This is a genomic window from Pseudomonas sp. St316 (genome assembly GCF_018325905.1).
Taxonomy (GTDB): Bacteria; Pseudomonadota; Gammaproteobacteria; order Pseudomonadales; family Pseudomonadaceae; genus Aquipseudomonas.
In genome coordinates, this window is sequence record NZ_AP021901.1 from 6449446 (window position 1) to 6471812 (window position 22367).

Annotated in this window: 16 protein-coding genes and 1 pseudogene; 7 read left to right on the forward strand and 10 right to left on the reverse strand. The window is 61.9% G+C overall.

What is annotated here, in order from left to right:
* Nucleotides 1-155 precede the first annotated feature (155 nt).
* The gene (sctV, locus tag KI237_RS28825; protein WP_212798036.1) at nt 156-2243 is read right to left on the reverse strand and encodes a type III secretion system export apparatus subunit SctV; all 2088 of its coding nucleotides are present in this window, start codon (nt 2241-2243) and stop codon (nt 156-158) included.
* Entirely contained in the window at nt 2240-3367 is a 1128-nt protein-coding gene (locus KI237_RS28830) for a TyeA family type III secretion system gatekeeper subunit (protein ID WP_212798037.1), read from the reverse strand. The genes sctV and KI237_RS28830 overlap by 4 nt, the downstream gene beginning before the upstream one ends.
* 310 nt (nt 3368-3677) lie before the next feature.
* On the opposite strand from KI237_RS28830, the gene KI237_RS28835 reads away from it, so the two are divergent.
* Together KI237_RS28835 and KI237_RS28840 are read left to right on the forward strand one after the other, a co-directional pair.
* Nucleotides 3678-4229: an RNA polymerase sigma factor gene (locus KI237_RS28835; protein ID WP_212798038.1), complete on the forward strand. Its 552-nt coding sequence runs from the start codon at nt 3678-3680 to the stop codon at nt 4227-4229.
* A pseudogene (locus KI237_RS28840) lies at nt 4226-4821 on the forward strand (GNAT family N-acetyltransferase). Before KI237_RS28835 ends, KI237_RS28840 begins: the two are co-directional and overlap by 4 nt.
* Before the next feature lie 261 nt (nt 4822-5082).
* Here the strand turns inward: KI237_RS28840 and KI237_RS28845 are convergent.
* Nucleotides 5083-6297 (reverse strand): cytochrome P450 family protein, encoded by a 1215-nt coding sequence (locus tag KI237_RS28845; protein ID WP_212798039.1) that lies wholly within the window; start codon nt 6295-6297, stop codon nt 5083-5085.
* 144 nt (nt 6298-6441) lie between these two features.
* Between KI237_RS28845 and KI237_RS28850 the strand changes: the two genes are divergently transcribed.
* On the forward strand, nt 6442-7599 hold the full coding sequence (locus KI237_RS28850) for a serine hydrolase domain-containing protein (protein ID WP_212798040.1): 1158 nt from the start codon (nt 6442-6444) through the stop codon (nt 7597-7599).
* Between the two features lie 228 nt (nt 7600-7827).
* Here the strand turns inward: KI237_RS28850 and KI237_RS28855 are convergent, their stop codons facing one another.
* Nucleotides 7828-8952 carry a transglycosylase SLT domain-containing protein gene (locus tag KI237_RS28855; protein ID WP_212798041.1) on the reverse strand — a complete coding sequence of 375 codons (1125 nt, stop codon included), beginning with the start codon at nt 8950-8952 and terminating at the stop codon, nt 7828-7830.
* 187 nt (nt 8953-9139) lie between these two features.
* Between KI237_RS28855 and KI237_RS28860 the strand changes: the two genes are divergently transcribed.
* The 4 genes from KI237_RS28860 to KI237_RS28875 all read left to right on the forward strand — a co-directional run bounded on the left by KI237_RS28860 (nt 9140) and on the right by KI237_RS28875 (nt 14959).
* Complete coding sequence (locus tag KI237_RS28860) at nt 9140-9628, forward strand: type III secretion system chaperone family protein (protein WP_212798042.1); 489 nt, start codon at nt 9140-9142, stop codon at nt 9626-9628.
* A gap of 11 nt (nt 9629-9639) precedes the next feature.
* The gene (locus tag KI237_RS28865) at nt 9640-11751 is read left to right on the forward strand and encodes a type III effector (protein ID WP_212798043.1); all 2112 of its coding nucleotides are present in this window, start codon (nt 9640-9642) and stop codon (nt 11749-11751) included.
* Between the two features lie 357 nt (nt 11752-12108).
* A complete protein-coding gene (locus KI237_RS28870) occupies nt 12109-14514 on the forward strand; it encodes a penicillin acylase family protein (protein ID WP_212798044.1) in 2406 nt (801 codons plus the stop codon).
* Between the two features lie 103 nt (nt 14515-14617).
* Entirely contained in the window at nt 14618-14959 is a 342-nt protein-coding gene (locus tag KI237_RS28875) for a carboxymuconolactone decarboxylase family protein (RefSeq protein ID WP_014340738.1), read from the forward strand.
* Between the two features lie 442 nt (nt 14960-15401).
* On the opposite strand, the gene KI237_RS28880 is transcribed toward KI237_RS28875, so the two are convergent.
* The 6 genes from KI237_RS28880 to KI237_RS28905 all read right to left on the reverse strand — a co-directional run bounded on the left by KI237_RS28880 (nt 15402) and on the right by KI237_RS28905 (nt 22333).
* Nucleotides 15402-16289 (reverse strand): ABC transporter permease subunit, encoded by an 888-nt coding sequence (locus KI237_RS28880; RefSeq protein ID WP_212798045.1) that lies wholly within the window; start codon nt 16287-16289, stop codon nt 15402-15404.
* Nucleotides 16286-17206 carry an ABC transporter permease subunit gene (locus KI237_RS28885; protein WP_212798046.1) on the reverse strand — a complete coding sequence of 307 codons (921 nt, stop codon included), beginning with the start codon at nt 17204-17206 and terminating at the stop codon, nt 16286-16288. Before KI237_RS28885 ends, KI237_RS28880 begins: the two co-directional genes overlap by 4 nt.
* On the reverse strand, nt 17203-18345 hold the full coding sequence (locus KI237_RS28890; protein WP_212798047.1) for an ABC transporter ATP-binding protein: 1143 nt from the start codon (nt 18343-18345) through the stop codon (nt 17203-17205). Before KI237_RS28890 ends, KI237_RS28885 begins: the two co-directional genes overlap by 4 nt.
* Before the next feature lie 61 nt (nt 18346-18406).
* Nucleotides 18407-19504: a polyamine ABC transporter substrate-binding protein gene (locus KI237_RS28895; RefSeq protein WP_212798048.1), complete on the reverse strand. Its 1098-nt coding sequence runs from the start codon at nt 19502-19504 to the stop codon at nt 18407-18409.
* 184 nt (nt 19505-19688) lie between these two features.
* Nucleotides 19689-20801, reverse strand: a complete 1113-nt coding sequence (locus tag KI237_RS28900; protein WP_212798049.1) for a polyamine ABC transporter substrate-binding protein — start codon at nt 20799-20801, stop codon at nt 19689-19691.
* 167 nt (nt 20802-20968) lie between these two features.
* Entirely contained in the window at nt 20969-22333 is a 1365-nt protein-coding gene (locus KI237_RS28905) for an aspartate aminotransferase family protein (protein ID WP_212798050.1), read from the reverse strand.
* Nucleotides 22334-22367: the final 34 nt, after the last annotated feature.

Genomic DNA, 22367 nt, shown 5'->3' on the forward strand with positions numbered 1-22367 from the left:
GTCAATTCCTCAAGGGGCGACAGACGTTCGCCCACGCTCCAGTTGTACGACTGGGCACCCGCGGCGCCCGTCCTCTGTCACAGCCAGGCCATCGACTGCGCCTGGATTGCATCGTTACGTGGAGGCTGCGCTGCCGACGCGCCAAGACCGGCCCATCACGCGGCATCCTCCACCTGTAGTTTTTCCTGCTCGAGGTCAAAACGCCCCAGCACGGTGACCTGGGCGTTGCTGTGCAACTCGCTGAAGGCGAGCACGGGGACGTGATTGAATTCGTCGCGCAACAAATCACGCAGCGGAGCCCGCAGGTCTTGCGCCACCAGCAGCACGGCCACGCGCTTGGCGCGCAACGGAAAGCCCTCGCGCAATTGCATGACCAAGGCGCGGGTATGCAGGCTTTCCAGGGCAAAGAAGGTTTCCGTCTGGGTCTGGCGCAGTGCATCGCGCAACAGGCCTTCGGTTTCCGGGGTCAACAGCCACACGTGCAGGCCGTCTTCGTCGCGGTACTGGTGATAGATCTGCGACTTCAGGGCAATGCGCGCGTAGTCGGTCAGCGCACCGACGTCACGCTCGTGCTGCCCATGTTCGATCAAGGACTCGGCGATCAGCCGCACCGCGCGCAGCGGGACACCTTCGCCGGCCAGGCGCTGGAGCACGGCGGCGAAACGGGCCAATGGCATGGTCCGCTGAAGCTCCTGCACCAGCTCTGGCTGGCCCGCTTCGAGCCAACTGAGAATCGACTTGCTCTCCTGAAGCCCCAAGAATTGCGGGCCCGTGGCGAACATGGCGCGACTCATGCGCTCCACCAGCAATTCGCCGGCAGACACGGCCTCCACGCGCTCGTCCGCCAACAGCGGATCGTCAGGCGTCAGCCATAGCCACTGATGCTCGTCACGCACTTCGCTGCCCACCTGGCCGTCGCGCGGTTCGAACGGCAGCGGCCCGCGCGCCACGGCCACGCGCTCGCCGAAAGTGGCCCGCAACATCGGCACTTCGTGCACGCAGAAGCGGAACTCGTCGTCTTCCAGCAACGCGCTGTATTCGATCTCAAAGGGCGGCAAGGTCAGGCCAAAGCCGGCCACCAGCGCGTTACGCTTCTTGCGGATCGCCTGGATGACGTCCTCGGCCGCCGCGTTGCCTTCCATGGCTTTGGAAAACTGCAATAGATAGGCACGGGTCGGGTCGAAGCTGCGCAGGTCTTCAGCGCCGTTCTGCGCCGGGGCTACAACTTCCGCTGGTTGGTCGCCTTGGCGTGCCTGCCGGGCGCGCGAGTACAACTGGAGGATGCCCGTGGTACCGGTGATCAAGGCGATGACGATGAACACCAGCGTGGGCATGCCGGGCAACGCTGCAAAGCCGAGCATTCCCACCGAAGCGATCACCCAGGCCTTGGGTTCGGCGGTCAACTGCTGGGCGATTTCCTTGCCGACGCTACTGCCCGCCGGCTGCCCTTCCGGCGACACCCGGGTGATGATCATGCCCGCGGTGAGGGAAATCAGCAGGGCCGGAATCTGCGCGATCAGACCGTCACCGATGGTCAACACGGCGTACAGGTGCATCGATTCGGACGCGCCCATGTCGTGCTGCATCATACCGACCGAAAAGCCGCCGATGAGGTTGATCACAACGATCACCAAACCCGCGATGGCATCGCCCTTGACGAACTTCATCGCCCCGTCCATCGCACCGAACAGCTGGCTTTCCTTGTTCAGTTCCTCGCGCCGCCGCCGGGCTTCGCTGACATCGATCAGGTTGGCGCGCAGGTCGCTGTCGATGGACATCTGCTTGCCCGGCAGTGCATCGAGCGTGAACCGCGCCGCCACTTCGGCGACACGCTCCGAGCCCTTGGTGATTACCAGGAAGTTGACCACCGTCAGGATGAGGAAGATGACCAACCCGACCGCCAGGTTGCCCCCCACCACAAAATCGCCGAACGCCTGGACGATATGACCGGCATCGCCCTGGAGCAGGATCAACCGGGTGGTTGCCACCGACAACGCCAACCGAAACAGCGTGGTCAGCAGCAGCACCGCCGGAAACGAGGAAAACGCCAACGGGCGCGGCAGGTACAGCGAGAGCACAATCAGCAGGCAGGAGATGCAGATGTTGATCGCGATCAGCGCATCGACCACCGAGGTCGGCAAGGGCAGGATCAGCATGAACACGATGCCGAGCACCACGAACGCCCCGACCACCTCGATGCGCCGCACCGCTTCGTTGGCGACTTTGTTCAACAGGGCGATCATGAGCGCGCTCCAATCACCGGGGCAGCGGTCTGGCTTCGCGGCTCGCCACGGGAGCGCTCATCGAGCAGCACCAACAGGTTCTTCAGCGCGGTCTGTCGGCTTTTGCTATCGCGCCAGAGTGGCAGCGGCAAACGCTTGAGCAAGGGGTACAGGCCATTTAGCGACACCAGTTGGTCCCGCTCCTCTTCTCCACCCAATTCACGCCCGATGCGCCGTACTTCCGCCGCCGACAGGCCACTGCTGACAAACCCCAGCATGCGTTGGAGCAACAGCACCGCCGTGAGCCGGCTGGCCGGGCAACTGTAGGCCAGTTGCTCGAGCAAACGGCGGCAGCTGTGCAGGACACTGCCCAGTTGCGTCGAGGCAGCCAGGCCGATCAACAACGTGCGCAACAGCGCGGTAGGGCGTGACGGGGTGTGCGCAGCGATGTCATCAGCCAGTGCCCGGCGCATCATGTCCAGCCCCGGCACGAACGCCGCCTCGCCGAACAGGCCTAGCAACGCCTGCATCATGGTGGGCAACGATTGCTTGAGCACCACGGTGTCGTAATAGAGCCGTCGTACCGCCTGGCGCAGTTCGGGGTCGCCGCCCGCAGCGCGCAAGGCCTCGGCGATGTTCATGCCCGCCTGGATCTGCGCGCCATAACGCTCGCGCAATAGCTGCAGGTAGTCGCGAGCACGCTGGGCTTCAACGAGACGACCTTGCACCTGGGCCTCGCGCAACGCTTGCTGCAGGATCAGGTCGGTACGGGCCGGGTCACCACCGGTGGACTGCACCACCTCTTCAAGCACCGGCTCGCCACACAACAACAAACCCGCCTGGGCGGCCATTGCCCCCAGGCTCTGCTTGCCTGGATGGCCGAGTTGGTCGTACCACTCCTCCAACTGCTCGCGCGTCTCGACCCGCACCTGGCCCACCTCGCTGCGGGCATTGCGGATGCGCCGCTGGCTCAGCGCCTTGGTATTGCGCTCCACATGATGGCTGAAGGTCATGCCGACCTCCTCCATCGAATTGGACTGCACGGCCTGAAACGATTCGACAGGCTTGCCTATGCCCACGACGGCCGAAGCGGCCTGGGCAAGGTTGGCGGCAATATGCGCATTTGTCGGGGCTTCTACTTTCATGATGGCCGTGAGCGTGGTTTCGGACGCTCAGTGGGTGGCGGCGATCCAGCATTCAGTTCCATCAGCGGCCATGGCTCTTTCTGAGTGGTCCGCAAGGGTTTCCTGACCGAGCATTCGCTCGGTGCAATTTCATGCAGTGGCGCTTGGGACGGCTGTGCATGCTCTTGCACAAATAGAGCAAAAGCACTAGATAAAAGTACTTACTTATCAAATAGATAAATCATTAATCTGGCTTGGCACAGGTCCTGCTGATAGGGGAATCGTCGATATTTGGATCGGCGCTATGGAACCTACCCAGAGGGATTTATTAATGAACAGCCTGAATCTCATGGCCCCCGCGCAAACCTCCCCTGCCCCCACAGGCGCACCAGACATCTGCTTCGGCGAGGAACGCAAGCTGCGTCTGTTTGTGCAAAAACGTGTACTCAATCAAGACGACGCCGACGACATCATCCAGCTCACGTACCTGGAAGCCTGGCGCAACCAGCAGAAGTTCAAGGGGCTGGCAAAGCAGGACACTTGGTTGTGTGGCATCGCCCTCAACCTGATCCGCAACCACTTCCGCCGCTTCTATGCGCAGCCGCCGCTGAGCACTTTCGATGAAAGCGAGTTCAGCGAGTCCAGTGACGACATTGACCTGAGCGAACTGTGCGACAACCGTCGGCTGTTGGACCGTACGCTGTTAGCCATGGACGCGCTGCCCAAGGACATGCGCGATACCCTGTGGACCGCCGTGGATACCGAGAGCAGCTACCGCGATGCCGCCGAGCGGCTGGGCGTCCCCATTGGCACCGTGCGCTCACGGTTGTTTCGTGCGCGTGAACAACTCAAGCGAAGCGTCTATGGAGAAGCCCGGCCATGACCCACAATCGTTTGAACAGCCGGCTCGACTTGCCACGCGGCGTGCGCCGCTACACCCCCGACGACTTGCCGGTGATGACAGATATCTTCAACGAAAGCGCTCTGGGAGGTACCAGCTCCCCGGTGCTCAGAGCGTTTTCCCTGAAGGAAATGACGTTTTTCGTCGAATGCTTCGTCAAGGAGGGTGATCCCATCTACGTGCTCGAACGCGCTGGCGAAGTCGTCGCCTGGTTGATCGTCAACCGCTTCTGTTGGGGGCCCAGGCCTGTCGATTGACCGGCGAGGTGTCGATCTACGTACGCGGCGACCACATCGGCAGCGGCGTCGGCATCCGCCTTGGCCAAGCCGCAGTAGTGCTGGCCAGGCAGTATGGTTTCGAGACGCTGGTGGCCTGGATCATCGAGCACAACGAGGCCAGCAAACGCGGCGTACAAGGGCTTGGCGCGACCCAATGGGGACGCTTTCCAGGGATTGCCCGGTTCGCGGATAACCGTGCCGACGTCGTGCTCTATGGACTGCACCTGACGCCAGGCGACACGGCACCTGCCACCCTTTCAGCGCTGGCGCAAAACGAGGAGGCCAGCCTGGCGTGAGCCCACGGCTCGTCCGGCTGGACGTCGGGCGAGCCGCTGCTTTTTCAGGCATGGGCCGGTGCTCATTCGAGCCGATGCCATTTTTTGCACAGCCCTGTGCTCCCACTGGAGCAGCTATGCACGAGCTATGTAGGAGCTGTGTAGGAGCTGTCGAGTGCAACGAGGCTGCGATCTTTCCCCAGACACTTGAATCTCAAGCGAAAGATCGAAAGATCAAAAGATCAAAAGATCGCAGGCTTCGCCAGCTCCTACGCATTCTCCTCAGTCCACCGACCAGCACACCGGCAACGCTTCCGGCCCCCTGAAGTTGGGCACATAGCGCCAGCGTACCGCGCCGGGATCGACCGCCAATTGCAGCCCAGGGCAGCACCGAAGAAGTGTATTCAATGCAATTTCCAATTCCTGCCGGGCCAACGAGGCGCCCAGGCAATAGTGCGTGCCTTTGCCGAACGACATGTGCGGGCAGGTCGGGCGAGTGATGTCGAGCGTGTCTGGATTCGCACACAGCGTTTCGTCACGATTGGCCGAGCCCACCACCGCGATCAGCAGTTGTCCGCGCAACAAGCGTTGCCCGGCCAGTTCGGTGTCCCGGGTGACGAAGCGGACCATGGCCCGCTCCACCGAGGAGTCATAGCGCAGCAACTCCTCGACCGCGCCAGGCATCAATGCCGGCTCGTCACGCAATCGCGCCAGCGTCTTCGGATGCTGCACGAGCATGTGCACCGCATTGCCGATCATCGACGCCGACGTTTCGTGCCCGGCGATGATCAGCAGCGCGATCATGCTGCACAGCTCACTTTGGCTGAGCATGCTGCCCTCTTCCTCGACCTGCACCAACGCCGAAACCAGATCATCGCCCGGCTGTGCTCGACGCAGGTCGATCAACGCGAGCATGTAGCCCGCGAATTCGTTGTAGCAACGCTGCAACTCGCTCAGGTCGTGCCCCACCTGCTGGACGATCATGTGGGACCAGCGGCGGAAATCGTCGCGGTCCTGTGCGGGAACGCCAAGCAGCTCAGCGATGACGGTGATCGACAACGGGAATGCATATTGACTCACCACGTCCATTTGCCCGCTCGACCGCACGGGCTCCAGCAACGTCTCGGCGATCTGTTCGATGCGCGGCCGCAGGGCGTTCACTGCCTTCAACGTGAAGGCCTTGTTGACCAGGCGACGCAAGCGGCGATGACTGTCGCCATCACGGTTGAGCATGTGGTCGTTAAGAAACGCAATGGATTGTTCGCCACCGAGCATCGCGGCGAATTGCGCATCGATCCGCGACGGGTCACGGGCGAAGCGCTCGTTGTCCAGCAGCACCTCCTCGACTTCCCGCGCACCGGTGACGTACCACATCGGCAACTGCCCTTGGGCCTGGCTGAGGAACACCGGGGACGCTTGGCGCAGCGCCGCATAATGCCGATAAGCCTCGCTGCGAAACGCGTCGCTGTTCAAATCAAGGGTACGCTCGTAAGCCATGAACACTCTCCAAGGGTATGAATCGTTGCTCCTTGAGTGGCAGGGCGCGCCAAAAAAGATCCCTGTGGGGGTCTACCTGTCGGTGAACCGTTTGCACGGTCACGGTCACTCAAGGGAAAACACCAACCCTTGCGTGGAGCTGACATGACGCGTGCACTTGCTATCCATGGCCAATGCGACACTCGTTTCGAACCGGTCAAAGAGGCGTTTATCCGGCTGATGCAAAGCCCCTTCGAACGCGGCGCGGCCCTTTGCATCCAGATTGACGGCGAAACCGTCATCGACCTGTGGGCCGGCGTTGCCGGGCCGGAACCGGACAGCCATTGGCAGCGCGACACGCTGCTCAATCTGTTTTCCTGCACCAAACCCTTCACGGCGGTGGCGATCATGCAGCTGGTCGGCGAAGGACGCCTGGACCTGGACGCGCCGGTCTGCCACTACTGGCCGGCCTTCGCCAACGCCGGCAAAGCGTCGATCACCCTGCGCCAGGTGCTTTGCCACCGTGCCGGGCTGCCGGCGCTGCGCACGCCCTTGGCACCGGAAACCCTCTATGACTGGCACACCATGACCGACCTGATCGCCGAGGAAACTCCCTGGGCCGCTGCCGGGGAGCAACAGACCTATTCGCCCTTGCTGTTCGGCTGGATCCTCGGCGAACTGCTACGCCGGGTCGATGGCCTGACACCGGCGCAAAGCATTCACCAACGCGTGGCGGTGCCGCTCGGGCTGGACTTCCACCTCGGCCTGGACGACGCGACCATCGCGCGCTGCGCCTACATGGCGCGCACCAAAGACGAGATCGACGACGAAGCGTTTGGCCGGGTGCTGAACGACGTGCTCCACGCACCGACCGCCATGAGCGCACTGGCCTTCGCCAACCCGCCCATGGTGCTGGGACGCAGCAACGAAGCCGGCTGGAAACGCATGACTCAACCGGCGGCCAACGGACACGGCAATGCCCGCAGCCTGGCGGCGTTCTACGCCGGCCTGCTCGACGGGCAACTGCTGGAGTCACCGCTGCTCAACGAAATGTTGCGCGAGCACAGCGCCGAATACGACCCGACCATCCAGACACCCACGCGTTTCGGCCTGGGCATCATGCTCAACCAACCGGACGTGGCGAACGGCAGTTATGGCATGGGCAACGAGGCGTTCGGCCACATGGGCGCCGGTGGCACCATCGGGTTTGCCGACCCTGAACGCGGCGTGGCGTTCGGCTTCGCCTGCAACACCATTGGTTCCTACGTCTTGATGGACCCCCGCGCACGCGGCTTGGCCAATGTCGCGATGGGGTGCCTGTAGACGATCAGCTCAATGCTGCTTCATGCCCAGCGATTGCTCCAGCTGGCCCGTAAAAGCCTTGTAGGAGCTGTCGAGTGAAACGAGGCTGCGATCTTCCCCCAGACACCTGAATCTCAAGCGAAAAATCAAGATCAAGATCAAAAGATCGCAGCCTTCGGCAGCTCCTGCACAAGCCCAGCGTGAGCAATCCCTGTCATGGATCTAACAGCAGCATGGCGGCTGATCGACTCACACCCCCGGCGGCGCGCCCACCTCCGCCACCTGCGGCTCGGCCGCGCCGGTATCGGGTGCGGCAACCACCTGTTCTTCGCTACCGGCCACGCGGGGCAGCGCCGCCTTGGCGATCATGTCCGGTTGGGCGAGCAACCTGCGCGACGCGTCCAGGGGCATCAGCAAGCGTCCCCTGGCCCGGCCACGTGCGGCAGGGTTGAGCATGCGCAATTCCCGCTCATGAACACCGGACAACTGTGCCAGGTGCGCCAAGTCCACGGGCTGCGCCAAAGCGACCATCTGGAAATACGGCTGGTCGGCGATGGGCGCCAGGCTCACGCCATAGTCGGCGGGCGCATTGACCAGTTGCGACAGCGCCAGCAGTCGCGGCACATAGTTCTGGGTCTCGCCGGGCAACGACAGGTTCCAATAGTTGGTCGCCAGGCCGCGGGCGCGATTGCGCGTAATGGCGTCGCGTACGCGCCCTTCCCCAGCGTTGTAGGCGGCCAGCGCCAGCAGCCAGTCGCCGTCGAAGTAATCGTGCAGGTAGGACAAATAGTCCAGGGCGGCCCGCGTCGATGACGGAATGTCCCGGCGCTCGTCATAGTCGCCCCGCTGCTGCAATTGATAGCGGCGCCCCGTGGCGGGAATGAATTGCCAGAGGCCCAGGGCCTGGGCCGGCGATTGGGCGTTCGGATTGAACCCGCTCTCGATGGCCGGCAACAGCGCCAGCTCCAGCGGCATGTTGCGCTTGTTCAGTTCACCGACGATGAAGTGCAAGTAGCGGCTGCCAGCGCGCCCGGTCTGGGTGAGAAAAGCCGGGCGATCCATCAGCCAGCGGCGCTGCTCATCGATGCGCGCCACCCCCTGGGTCTTGGCCTGCAAGGAAAACCCCTGGCGCATGCGCGTCCACAGGCTGCCGCCGCTTTGCGGGGATGACTCGCCGATCTGGATGATCGTGTCCGTAGGCGCCGGCTCAAGCCAGCGCAGTTGCGAGCGGTAAGGCTCGTTGGCGAACGGATCGCCGATGGTCAGCTGCGGTTCGAGGTGCTGGCAGCCATACAGCAAGGTCCCCATGGCCAGCATGGACAACCCTTTGGGGACGAATCGAAGGGCCGGCAAAGGTGCAAGTGATCGGGACATGGGCGGTCAACCTTGAGTGAGGTGGCGCCATTGGGTGGCAGATCGCAGGGCAGCGGTTCCACACAGGTCGCCCGGCGCGCCGGCATTGGGCGGCAACGGCGGTCGGTTGGAACCGAAATGCCGCAGGCGTCACTCACCATGGGCAGCAGGCGCTCGTCGGCGCCTGGATGACAATGCGAGGTCACTCATGGCGTCACCCACCTATTGCAAGCTGATCGACCAGCTCTGCGCACTCACGATGATTCCTACCCCGTCAGCGTTCTACGAGCAGGCGAACCTGTCGGTCAAGGATGTGGACTTTTCCCTCAAGCACACCCCCGGCGTGGGTGAGGGAGACGTCTTTATCTACTGCAGCTTCGGGCCATTACCTGTGGCGAATCGGGAGGCGGTCCTGCAACGGCTGCTGGAAACCAACCTGTACCTGCTGAGCGGCGCGTTCTGTCCTTCCCTGTCTTACAACCGCGACAGCGAACAGGTGATCCTGATCGGCCACGTCCCCCTGGAAACCCTTACGGCCGAGCGCCTGCTCGGGCTGATGGGCGGTGCCGCCGACATGGCGTTGATTTGGCGCGATGGCTACTTCTTCGATGGCGCCAGCCCAAACGACGCCGCCAAGACCACCCAACACAAACCCACCCCCCGTAGCACCGGGCTCAACAGCGCCCTGTCAATCTAGGAGAGCACGACATGCCAGATTTATCAGTAGGACGAAGCACCAGCTCGGCGGCGTTGCACGCGCAAGACGATCGGATCACGCCGGTGGGGACCAGCCTGTCCGGGCAGGTTCGGCCCTCCACCAATCCGCTGGTGCCTTATCACTTCGAAGGAAAACCGACCGAGCAGACCCAGCAAGCGCTCAAGACCAGGCAGCAGCGCCTGACAGGGTTGGTCAACAGCCTCGGCAAGAAAAACCCTGATAGCGACCCCATCGGCTATGCACGTGAGCATATGAGCGTGGAAGGCAACATATTGGGCTACGCGCCAGGCACAAGTTATCAAGATGTACAGAAGCATCTCACCGAACTCGGCGGCACGCCGCACCCGATGCTGTCGGGCCACGAAGAAACCGAGGCATTCGTCAAGGATTTCAACGAGTACCTGAGCAAGAACGACAAGGACAGGAAAGACAGCGGTGGCTTCGGCGCGGTCTGGGACAAACACTGCGCACGCGTGGGCGATACCCTCGGCGCCTACCATTCGTTGTGCCAGGAAGTGATCGACAACACACCGGAAGGTGATCGCCAGCCTCTGCAAAACAGTCATGACGCCTTCCGCGGTTACGCAAAAGGCGTCATGCAAGCCATGACGCAAGACCTGCCCACGCGCTTGAATACCTTCATGGAAAGCCGGATCGAGCATACGCGCAGTGCAATGAACAACGAGAGCCTTTCCCAGCCTGAACGAGACCAGGCGGCCACTGACCTGAACCAGTTGCTCAAGGTTCAGGAGGAGTTTGACGACTTTCAGGAAAATGAGGACAGCAAGCCTAGCGAGCTGACGAAAGCGACGAAGGAAAACGAAACGTTGGACACCGCGCTGAAGAACGTCGGACGCCAGGACTATGTCGCCGACCTCAAGACCAAGAGCGGCTTTGTAACCGGCCTGGCGGTGTTCGCCGGGGCGGGGATCCCGCAGGGCGTGGCCTCTGCGGGTCACTTTGGCGCAATCACTGCGTCGATCGATGAGAAAATGGCCGACGCCTCCTACGGTAAGCATGTCGCGGCGACCTCGACTGTCCTTGGCGCCGCACACAAAGTGATCAGCGACGGCATCCGTCCATTCGTCCAGGTCGTGGTCGACAAGACCATCGGCGCGGGTCTGGCAAAGGTCGATCCGCTGGCGGTGTACCCCAAGGCCTTGCAAGTCGTCACGCAGAATGGGCGTCGGGTCGCCAACCCTGCACTCGATGCGCGCAATCTTGCGCAGGAGCAACAGCGCAACGAATTCACGCTCAAGCAGAACGCGAACAACTTCGGCACAGCGAGCGGCGACTTCACCGGCTACCTCGCCTTCGGTGCCGCTCACGCAGTGCGGGACACCATCGACCAGTTCACCTCAGTCAACGCTGGTGGCATCGTCGCCCGCACAGCGGCCTCCGCAGTGGGTGGCACCTTCATGGCGGGTGGCCAGGCAGTGGCGAAATATGCGCAAACCCACGGTGACGAGGAGATTCCCACCTACCGGGTGACAAAGGAAAACCGCAACTGGGGCGAACTGTTACCCAAGGCGTTTTCCGAAGCGACAGGAAAGCTCAACCCGCTCAACATGGCCAATGTCAGCGACCTCACCAATCGGATCGTCGGCGTGGGCGAAGGGGTCGCCATGCGTACAGCCGTGGGCGACGCCGCCGCGGTGGGTGAAAACCCGGAAGTGCGGGAAAAAATGGAGCAGATTGTCACAACCTTCTTCTCCTCCGGCCTGACGCTGCTTCCGTTCTTTGCCAACAGTGTGGCGGCACCGCTCGAAAACAAGGCGCTGAGCGGCACAGACGACCTGACCAAGCGAGCCAACGTACCGCTGCAGAACGTGACAAGTCCAAACCGAGACGGCCTGCCCCACACCCAGCCGGAAGGCTGGCGGCGCGACCTCGAAAATACCTACCACGTGACCCGCGGCCTTACCCAGGTCGTTCCGCAAACCGCTATCGCGGGGCTTAACCTGGGCACCGAATGGGCTCAGAGCCTGGCAACAAGGCCCAAAAAAGCCTCTGGCGATGACATTCAACTGGCAGAGCGAGGCGAGCCGAGACCCCAGGGCGGGCCGTCCAACGAACCAGCACCCACCACTCGGCCAAGCTGATGAAGCCGTCGAGCCATCCTTCGCCAGCTTGACGATCACCGGTTGAAACCGTCCCTCTACGCCGGCCGCAGGAGCCTCCTGTGGCCGGCCCTCGCGACACACGCCGACTCACATCCCCTTGCGCTTCGACGACGACCAACGTGATTGCCGGGCCGATCAACGATAGCCTTGCGATTCGCGGCGCCAGCCTCCAAAAGCCCAGCCGCTGCCCGAAACCTTCCACCGCCTATACTCCTGCCCGCGAGGCGACTTGGAGTAAATCCCTCCGACGGACGATGCGCCGGGCAGCGGCCATGTGCTAAACAGGGAATCAACAGCGAAACCATGGGACCGCTGTCACCAGAATAAGGAATCACCATGAAACGCACCCTCGTCGCCTTCCTGTCATTGGTCGTCACCGCGATCATCGTCGCGGGCGGCTACCTCTACAGCAAGCAGCCCACCCGCCAAGGCACGGTGCAGTTGCAAGGGCTGCATGGCTCGGTGACGGTGCGCTACGACGAACGCGGTGTGCCGCATATTCGCGCAGAGAACGAAACCGACCTGTACCGCGCCCTCGGCTATGTGCATGCCCAGGACCGGCTGTTCCAGATGGAGATCCTGCGCCGCCTCGCCCGGGGTGAGCTGGCCGAGGTGCTGGGGCCGAAACTGCTCGACACCGACAAGCTGATGCGCAGCCTGCGCATCCGCGAGCGCGCCGCGACCTATGTGACCGAGCAAGACCCGCAATCCCCGGCCTGGCTCGCCATGCAAGCCTACCTGGACGGCATCAATGCCTACCAGGACAGCCACACCCGGCCCGTGGAGTTCGATGTGCTGGGCATTCCCAAGCGCCCCTTCACCGCCGAAGACACCGTGAGCATTACCGGCTACATGGCCTACAGCTTCGCCGCCGCCTTTCGCACCGAGCCCCTGCTGACCTACGTGCGCGATGTGCTGGGCGCCAATTACCTGAACATTTTCGACCTCGACTGGCAGCCTCAAGGCGTGCTGGCCGAAGGTCGCAAGGGCGGCCTGCCACTGGCCGCCGCCGACTGGAAAGACCTCAATGCCCTGGCCCGTCTGAGCGAACAGGCACTGGCCGATAACGGCCTGCCACAGTTCGAGGGCAGCAATGCCTGGGCGCTCTCCGGCAGCCGCACCCAAAGCGGCAAGCCGCTGCTGGCGGGTGACCCGCACATCCGCTTTTCCACGCCTTCGGTGTGGTACGAGGCGCACCTGTCCGCGCCGGGTTTCGAACTCTACGGGCACTACCAGGCGCTGCTGCCCTTTGCGACCCTGGGCATGAACAAGGATTTTGGCTGGAGCATCACCATGTTCCAGAACGACGACCTGGACCTGGTCGCCGAGAAGGTCAACCCGGACAATCCCGAACAGATCTGGTATCGCGACAAATGGGTGGACATGACCCGCAGCGAACAGCAGATCGCCGTCAAGGGCCAAGCGCCGGTGACATTGGTGCTGCGCCAGTCGCCCCACGGTCCGATCGTTAACGATGCCCTCGGCGCGAACGCCGGCAAGACCCCGGTCGCCATGTGGTGGGGATTCCTGGAAAGCCGCAACCCGATCCTCGAGGCTTTTTACCAGCTCAACCGCGCAGATACCCTCAGCAAGGCCCGTGCCGCCTCGGCCAAGATCCACGCACCGGGGCTGAACGTGGTGTGGGCCAACGCCAAGGGGGACATCGGCTGGTGGGCCGCCGCGCAACTGCCCAAGCGGCCGGCCGGCGTGAAGCCCGGCTTCATTCTCGATGGCAGCCGTCCGGAGGCGGAAAAGGAAGGTTTCTATCCGTTCACCAGCAACCCGCAGGAAGAGAACCCGACGCGGGGCTACATCGTCTCGGCCAATTTCCAGCCGGTGCCGGCCAGCGGCATCGAGATCCCCGGTTACTACAACCTCGCCGACCGTGGCCAGCAACTCAACCACCAGCTCAGCGACAAGCAGGCGAAGTGGGACATCGAAACCACCCAGAAACTGCAACTGGGCACCACCACCGCCTACGGCCCTCGCCTGCTCGCGCCTTTGCTGCCGGTGCTGCGTGAGGTGGTCAGCGACCCACAGGAACGCAAATGGGTGGAACAACTGGCCCAGTGGCCGGGCGATTACCCGCTGGACTCCACCAGCGCCACGCTGTTCAACCAGTTCCTGTTCAACCTGGCCGACGCCGCCCTGCACGATGAACTGGGCGATGGCTTCTTCGAAACCGCGCTGTCGACCCGGGTGATCGACGCAGCCCTTCCACGCTTGGCGGCCTCCGGGGACTCACCGTGGTGGGACGACCGCACGACCCTTGGCACGGAGTCCCGCGCCGACATCGTGAAAAAGGCTTGGGACAAGAGCCTGGCGCACCTGAAAGTCACCCTCGGCGACGATGCCACGCAATGGCAATGGGGCCAGGCCCACACCCTCACCCATGGCCACCCGCTGGGCCTGCAAAAGCCGCTGGACCGGATCTTCAACGTCGGCCCCTTCGCGGCACCGGGTACCCACGAGGTGCCCAACAACCTCTCCGCCAAAATCGGCCCGGCGCCGTGGCCGGTGACCTATGGGCCCTCGACGCGGCGCATCATCGACTTCGCCGACCCGAGCCACAGCGTCACCATCAACCCCGTCGGCCAGAGCGGCGTGCCGTTCGACAAGCATTACGAGGACCAGGCCGAAGCGTACATAGAGGGGTTGTATCACCAGGCGCACCTGGCCGAGGAAGAAGTGACGGCCAATACCCATGGCACCTTGAAACTGTTGCCGGCCCGGGCGCCCTGAAGCGGGCGCACAAGTCTTTTTCATCGCCACCCGAGCTTGATCGTCATTGATGGTCAAGACTACAAGGGCGCAATCCCACCCTCCCCATTAGGAGTCAAACGCTATGTTCAATAACTGGTCCGAGCTGCTGCCTACCATCAAGAGCGCCTTTGGCGCCCTGGGCAAAAGCAATCCGAAGATGGTCAAGGCCTACATGGCCCTGGATGAAGCCGCCGCCGAGAACAACGTGCTCGACGCCAAGACCCGCGAGCTGATCTCCATCGCCGTGGCAATCACCACCCGCTGCGACGGTTGCATCGGCGTGCACACCGATGCCGCCATCAAGGCCGGCGCCACCCGCGAAGAAATCGCCGCCACCCTGGCCACCGCGGTGTCCCTGAACGCGGGCGCGGCGTATATCTACTCCCTGCGCGCGCTGGAGGCCCATGACGCGTTGAAGAAATGAGAAAGTGGCGGGACAGCCTCTTCGACTGCCCCGCCGCCATCGCGAGCAAGCTCGCTCCCACACTGGGATCTGCATCAGGCTGCAGATTTGTGGGCTACACAAACACCTGTGGGATCTGCACCCGGCCGAGGATTTGTGGGCTACACAAACACCTGTGGGAGCGAGCTTGCTCGCGATGGCGACCCGGCATTCAACATCTTCATTGACTGCCACACCGCTATCGCGAGCAGGCTCGCTCCCACACTGGGACCTGCATCAGGCCGCGGATCTATGGGCTACACAGACACCTGTGGGATCTGCACCCGGCAGTGGATTTGTGGGTTTCACAAACACCTGTGGGAGCGAGCCTGCTCGCGATGGCGGCCTGGCAGTCAACATCTGCGCCAACTACCACACCGCTGTCGCGAGCAGGCTCGCTCCCACATTTGGCACCAATGCCGGGTCAGACCGGTGCGGTTTCGGCCCGGCGTACTTCCGGTTGTTTCCAGGAGTCGGCGGCGCTTTCTTCGATGGCTTGCTGGATCGCTCGCTTGCGGTTTTCTTCGGCGCGGCGGCTGAAGTACCAGACCAGGAACGTCACCAAAGACACCGCCAGCAGGATCAAGCTCGCCACGGCGTTGATTTCCGGTTTTACCCCCAGGCGCACCGCCGAGAACACTTCCATCGGCAAGGTCGTCGAGCCGGGGCCGGAGACGAAGCTTGCCAGTACCAGGTCATCCAGGGACAGCGCGAACGACATCATGCCCCCCGCTGCCAGTGACGGCGCGATCATCGGGATGGTGATCAAAAAGAACACCTTCCACGGCCGCGCACCGAGGTCCATGGCCGCCTCTTCGATGGACAGGTCCAGTTCACGCAAGCGCGCCGAGACCACCACCGCCACATAAGCGGCGCAGAACGTGGTGTGGGCAATCCAGATGGTGACGATGCCACGCTCCTGGGGCCAGCCAATCATCTGGGCCATGGCCACGAACAGCAGCAACAGTGACAGACCGGTAATCACTTCCGGCATCACCAACGGCGCGGTGACCAGGCCGCCGAACAGCGTGCGCCCCTTGAAGTGGGTGATACGGGTCAGCACGAAAGCCGCCAACGTACCCAGGGCCACCGCAGCAATCGCCGTGTAGCAGGCGATTTCCAGCGAACGCAGCACCGAACCCATCAACTGGCTGTTGTCCAGCAGGCCGACGTACCACTTGATCGACCAACCGCCCCACACCGTCACCAGTTTCGAGGCGTTGAACGAGTAGATCACCAGGATCAGCATCGGTGCGTAGATGAACAACAAACCCAGCACCAGCATCAGGCTTGAAAAACTGAAGCGCTTCATTCCTTGCCCTCCATTTCTTTGGCCTGACTGCGGTTGAACAGGATGATGGGCACGATCAGGATCGCCAGCATCACCACCGCCAGGGCGGATGCCACCGGCCAGTCACGGTTGTTGAAGAATTCCTGCCACAGCACTTTGCCGATCATCAGGGTTTCCGGGCCGCCTAGCAGTTCCGGGATCACGAACTCACCCACCACGGGAATGAACACCAGCATGGCGCCCGCGACGATGCCGTTCTTGGACAGCGGCACGGTGATTTTCCAGAAGCTGTTGAAGGTGCTCGAGCCCAGGTCGGACGCGGCCTCCAGCAAGCTGGCATCATGTTTTACGAGGTTGGCGTACAGCGGCAGGATCATGAACGGCAGGTAGGAGTAAACGACCCCGATATAGACCGCCAGGTTGGTGTTGAGAATCTGCAGCGGTTCGCTGATCCAGCCCATGCTCAGCAAGAAGCCGTTGAGCAGGCCGTTGTTGCTGAGGATGCCCATCCACGCATAGACACGGATCAGGATCGCGGTCCAGGTCGGCATCATGATCAGCAGCACCAGCACCGTCTGCATCTCTTTGCGGGCATTGGCGATGCCGTAGGCCATCGGATAACCGATCAGCAGGCACAAGACGGTGCTGATCAGCGCCATCTTCAGCGAGCCAAGGTAGGCGGCAATGTACAGCTCGTCCTCGCTCAGCATCGCGTAGTTGGCGAGGTTAAGCAGCACCTGCAGCTTCTGGTCGACATAGCTGTAGATCTCGGTGTACGGCGGGATGGCGACGTCGGCTTCGGCGAAGCTGATCTTCAGGACGATGAAGAACGGCAGCATGAAGAACAGGAACAGCCAGATGAAGGGCACCCCGATGACCAACTGGCGGCCACCGGGCGTTATTCGATCGAGTCGGCGTTTGAGTTTGCGCATGTTCATGAGCGAAGTACCACGCCGCTGTCGTCTTCCCACCAGACGAATACCTGGTCGCCCCAGGTCGGACGCTGGCCGCGGCGTTCGGCGTTGGCGACGAAGGACTGCACCAGCTTGCCGCTGGGCAACTCGACGTAGAACACCGAATGACCACCCAGGTAAGCGATGTCGTGGACCTTGCCGCTGGACCAGTTGTGCTCGCAGGTCGGCTGCTGGGAAGTGACCAACAGTTTTTCCGGGCGAATGGCGTAGGTCACGGACTTGTCCTGCACCGAGGTGCTGATGCCGTGGCCAACGTAGATGTTGCGGTCCAGGTCCTTGCAGGTCAGCACCGCGTGGCCTTCGGCGTCGTCCACCACTTCGGTCTCGAAGATGTTGACGTTGCCGATGAACTCGCAAACCAGCCGGCTGGTCGGGGTTTCGTAGATGTCGATCGGGCTGCCGATCTGGGCGATCCAACCCAGGTGCATGATCGCGATGCGTTCGGCCATGGTCATGGCCTCTTCCTGGTCGTGGGTCACCATGACGCAGGTCACGCCAACCCGCTCGATGATCTCCACCAGCTCAAGCTGCATTTGCGAGCGCAGTTTCTTGTCCAGGGCACCCATCGGTTCATCGAGCAGCAACAGCTTCGGCCGCTTGGCCAGGGAACGGGCCAGGGCTACGCGCTGGCGCTGGCCGCCGGAAAGCTGGTGCGGCTTGCGCTTGGCGTATTGGCTCATCTGCACCAGCTTGAGCATTTCAGCCACGCGGGCATCGACCTCGGCTTTCGGGATCTTGTCCTGCTGCAAGCCGAAGGCGATGTTCTGCGCCACGGTCATATGCGGGAACAAGGCGTAGGACTGGAACATCATGTTGATCGGCCGCTCGTAGGGCGGCATGTCGGTGATGTCTACACCGTCGAGGAAAATCCGCCCTTCAGTGGGCCGCTCGAAACCGGCCAGCATGCGCAGCAAGGTGGATTTGCCCGATCCCGAACCGCCGAGCAAGGCGAAGATTTCGCCTTTCTTGATTTCCAGGGACACGTCGTCCACGGCAATCGTCTCGTCGAACTTCTTCGTGACCCGGTCGATTTTGACCAGCACCTGCTTGGGTGTCTGGTCGCCCTCGAGGGCTTTCTTATAGGCGCCGGAGGCAACTGCCATTTACGAAACTCCCACAGAATTTGCAGTTCGCCCCACGCGGACGAACCTAAGAGTGTTGACGTTATTTACCCGACTTGACCTTGGTCCAGCTACGGGTCATGAGTCGTTGGATCTTGGGCGGCAACTCGGAGTTGACGTACAGCTTGTCGACGACCGCTTGCGGTGGGTACACCGCTTCATCGGTGCGCACTTTCTGGTCCATCAGCTCGCCAGCCTTCGGGTTCGGGTTCGCATAACCAACGGTGTCGCTGACCTGGGCGATCACTTCAGGCTTGAGCACATAGTTGATGAAGGCGTGCGCTTGCTTGACGTTGGTAGCGTCACGCGGGATCGCCAGCATGTCGAACCAGAGGTTGCCGCCTTCCTTGGGGATCACGTAGGCGATTTCGACGCCCTTGCCGGCTTCGCTGGCACGCGAGCGGGCCTGGAAGATGTCGCCGGAGAAACCGGCGGCCACGCAGATCTCGCCATTGGCCAGATCGGAGATGTACTTGGAGGAATTGAAGTAGGTCACGTATGGCCGGATCTTGAGGAGCTGGGCCTCGGCCTTCTTGTAGTCTTCAGGGTCTTCGCTGTTGGGATTCAGGCCCAGGTAGTTGAGCATCGCCGGGATCATCTCGTCGCCCGAGTCGAGGAACGACACGCCGCAGCTGGAGAGTTTCTTGATGTTTTCCGGTTCGAACAGCATGGCCCACGAATCGATCTTCTCGACGCCCAGGACTGCCTTGATCTTCTCGACGTTGTAGCCGATGCCGTTGGTGCCCCATAGGTAAGGCACGGCGTACTGGTTGCCCGGGTCGTTCTTTTCCAGGCGTTTGAGCAGCACAGGGTCCAGGTTGGCGTAGTTGGGCAACTGGGCCTTGTCGAGTTTCTGGAACGCCCCGGCCTTGATCTGCTTGCCCAGGAAGTGGTTGGACGGCACGACCACGTCGTAGCCGGTACGACCGGCCAGCAACTTGCCTTCCAGGGTTTCGTTGGAATCGAACACGTCATACACCGGCTTGATGCCCGTGGCTTTTTCGAAATCCGCCAGGGTGGTCTCGCCGATGTAGTCCGACCAATTATAAATATGCACGGTGGAGGCAGCCTGGACGCTGACGGCGAGCGTCAGGCCGGCACCGACCAGCAAGGCGTTGCGTAACAAAGAAAAGACTGGCACGTGGAGGTCCTCTTAAATAGTTGGGCCCAAGTTGCCCCCGTTAGCTGGCCACGATGGGCCCTGCAACAAAACCGGCGCGCAACTTACCCTCGATAAACCGATCCAGCAAAACTTTTAATTATTCAGGGCTTCCCGTTGTCGCCGCCTCGATGGCGACGACAACAGGAAAGTACTTCAGGCCGGCTTACTTGCCGGATTTGATCTTGGTCCAGCTGCGGGTCAGGATCCGCTGGGTGGCCGGCGGCAAGTCGCTGATCGCGTACAACTTGGCTTTCACTTCATCCGATGGGTAGATGTTCGGATCACCGGAGATATCTTTTTCCACCAACGCCGTCGCGGCTTTGTTGCCGTTCGGGAAGCGGACGTTGTTGGTGATCTCGGCCATGATTTCCGGCTTCAGCAGGAAGTTCATGTACTGGTAGGCCGCGTCGACGTTTTCGGCATCCTTGGGAATGGCGACCATGTCGTAGAAGGAACCGGCGCCTTCTTTTGGAATGGCGTAGGCCACCTTGACCTTGCCACCGGCTTCGGCGGCGCGGGACTTGGACTGTTCGATATCGCCCGAGTAACCCACGGCTACGCAGATGTTGCCGTTGGCCAGGTCAGAGATGTACTTGGACGAGTGGAAATAGCTGATCGAAGGACGGATCTTGAGGAACAGCGCCTCGGCGTCGGCCAGTTGCTTCTTGTCCTGGCTGTCGGTCGGGTAGCCCAGGTAGTGCAACGCCACCGGGATCATTTCGGTTGGCGAATCGAGGAAGCTCACGCCGCAGCCCTTGAGCTTGGCAATGTTTTCCGGCTTGAGCAGGGTGTCCCACGAGTCGATCTTGTCGATGCCCAGTGCGGCCTTGACCTTCTCGGGGTTGTAGCCAATGCCGATGGTGCCCCACATGTAGGGGAAGGCATGCTGGTTGCCCTTGTCGCTGGCGTCGCCAACGGCCTTGAGCAGGTCGGTGTCGAGGTTCTTCCAGTTGGTCAGCTTGGACTTGTCCAGTGGCTGGTAGACGCCGGCCTTGATCTGCTTGGCCAGGAAGTTGTTCGACGGCACCACGATGTCATAACCGGACTTGCCGGCCAGCAACTTGGCTTCCAGGGTTTCGTTGCTGTCGAACACGTCGTAGACGACCTTGATCCCCGATTCCTTCTCGAACTTGGCGACGGTGTCCGGCGCAATGTAGTCAGACCAGTTATAGACGTGCAGCACTTTGTCGTCCGCCTGAACAGCGCCCGCCATCACGCCCATCAGGGACATGGCGAGGAGGGTCTTGCCAGCTATCTTCATACCTAATGCCTTCATGAAAAAATGCTCCAGTTATTCTTCTTAGCCACAGTTCAGTAGCCGACTCGCGGACAACTTGAACGGTCGGTAGTCTGGCAAGTTACAGGCCAGGCTTTCAACACAAGCCCAGCCTTTTATTCTCGCTGGGCGGAGCCCTTGCAGGCACCTCGCTCAGAGCCTAGCACTTAGCCTTGCAACGCACTGAGCGTCAGGTCCAGGCACTGCCGTGCCGTGGTCACCAATTCATCGATCTCGGCCTTGCTGATCACCAGCGGCGGCGCAATGATCATGGTGTCACCCACCGCGCGCATGATCAGCCCGTTATCAAAACAGAACTGCCGGCAGATCATGCCCACGCCCTTGCCTTCGTAGCGCTTGCGCGTGGCCTTGTCCTGAACCAGCTCGATCGCCCCCAGCAAACCGACACCGCGCACTTCACCCACCAGCGGATGATCGTTCAGTTCCCGCAAACGCTTCTGCAAATAGGGTGCCGTTTCAGCATGGACGCGCTCGATGATCTTTTCGTCGCGCAGGATGCGGATGTTTTCCAGGGCCACTGCCGCGGCCACCGGATGACCGGAATAGGTAAACCCGTGGTTGAAGTCGCCGCCTTCGTTGAGCACCGCAACCACATCGTCACGCACGATCAGCCCGCCCATGGGGATGTAGCCGGAGGTCAGGCCCTTGGCGATGGTCATCATGTGCGGTTTCAACCCGTAATGGTCGGTACCGAACCACTCACCGGTACGGCCGAAGCCACAAATCACTTCGTCGGCCACGAACAGGATGTCGTACTTGGCGAGGATTTCCTTCATGCGCGGCCAGTAGCTGTCCGGCGGCACGATCACGCCGCCAGCGCCCTGGATCGGCTCGGCGATGAAGGCGCCGACGTTGTCCACGCCGATCTCCAGGATCTTTTCTTCCAACTGGTTGGCCGCCCACACACCGAACTCTTCGGGGCTCATGTCGCCGCCTTCACCGAACCAGTAAGGCTGGGCGATATGGACAATACCCGGGATCGGCAAGTCGCCCTGCTCGTGCATATAAGTCATGCCGCCCAGGCTCGCGCCGGCCACGGTCGAGCCGTGATAACCGTTCTTGCGGCTGATGATGACTTTCTTGTTCGGCTGGCCCTTGATCGCCCAATAGTGGCGGACCATGCGCAGCATGGTGTCGTTGCCCTCGGAGCCGGAACCGGTGAAGAACACGTGGTTCATGCCTTCAGGGGCGATGTCGGCGATGGCTTTGGACAATTCCAGCACCGGCGGGTGGGCCGTCTGGAAGAACAGGTTGTAGTACGGCAGCTCGCGCATCTGCTGGCTGGCGGCATCGGCCAGTTCCTCGCGGCCATAACCGACGGCCACACACCAGAGGCCGGCCATGCCGTCGAGGATCTTGTTGCCTTCGCTGTCCCAGAGGTAGACACCCTTGGCGTGGGTGATGATGCGTGGGCCTTTCTCTTTGAGCTGCTTGAAGTCGCTGAACGGCGCCAGGTGGTGATCGTTGCTCAGGGCCTGCCATTCACGGGTTTGCGGGTTGTTGCCGGTCATGCCAATTCTCCTTTTATCGGTGAGGGCGAAGCTG

Coding starts and splice junctions, on each gene's coding strand:
- KI237_RS28885 (WP_212798046.1), bottom strand. CDS start 17,206: ATGAACATGCGCAAACTCAAACGCCGACTCGATCGAATAACGCCCGGT.
- KI237_RS28855 (WP_212798041.1), bottom strand. CDS start 8,952: ATGTCCCGATCACTTGCACCTTTGCCGGCCCTTCGATTCGTCCCCAAA.
- KI237_RS28890 (WP_212798047.1), bottom strand. CDS start 18,345: ATGGCAGTTGCCTCCGGCGCCTATAAGAAAGCCCTCGAGGGCGACCAG.
- KI237_RS28830 (WP_212798037.1), bottom strand. CDS start 3,367: ATGAAAGTAGAAGCCCCGACAAATGCGCATATTGCCGCCAACCTTGCC.
- sctV (WP_212798036.1), bottom strand. CDS start 2,243: ATGATCGCCCTGTTGAACAAAGTCGCCAACGAAGCGGTGCGGCGCATC.
- KI237_RS28905 (WP_212798050.1), bottom strand. CDS start 22,333: ATGACCGGCAACAACCCGCAAACCCGTGAATGGCAGGCCCTGAGCAAC.
- KI237_RS28860 (WP_212798042.1), top strand. CDS start 9,140: ATGGCGTCACCCACCTATTGCAAGCTGATCGACCAGCTCTGCGCACTC.
- KI237_RS28865 (WP_212798043.1), top strand. CDS start 9,640: ATGCCAGATTTATCAGTAGGACGAAGCACCAGCTCGGCGGCGTTGCAC.
- KI237_RS28875 (WP_014340738.1), top strand. CDS start 14,618: ATGTTCAATAACTGGTCCGAGCTGCTGCCTACCATCAAGAGCGCCTTT.
- KI237_RS28900 (WP_212798049.1), bottom strand. CDS start 20,801: ATGAAGGCATTAGGTATGAAGATAGCTGGCAAGACCCTCCTCGCCATG.
- KI237_RS28850 (WP_212798040.1), top strand. CDS start 6,442: ATGACGCGTGCACTTGCTATCCATGGCCAATGCGACACTCGTTTCGAA.
- KI237_RS28880 (WP_212798045.1), bottom strand. CDS start 16,289: ATGAAGCGCTTCAGTTTTTCAAGCCTGATGCTGGTGCTGGGTTTGTTG.
- KI237_RS28835 (WP_212798038.1), top strand. CDS start 3,678: ATGAACAGCCTGAATCTCATGGCCCCCGCGCAAACCTCCCCTGCCCCC.
- KI237_RS28870 (WP_212798044.1), top strand. CDS start 12,109: ATGAAACGCACCCTCGTCGCCTTCCTGTCATTGGTCGTCACCGCGATC.
- KI237_RS28845 (WP_212798039.1), bottom strand. CDS start 6,297: ATGGCTTACGAGCGTACCCTTGATTTGAACAGCGACGCGTTTCGCAGC.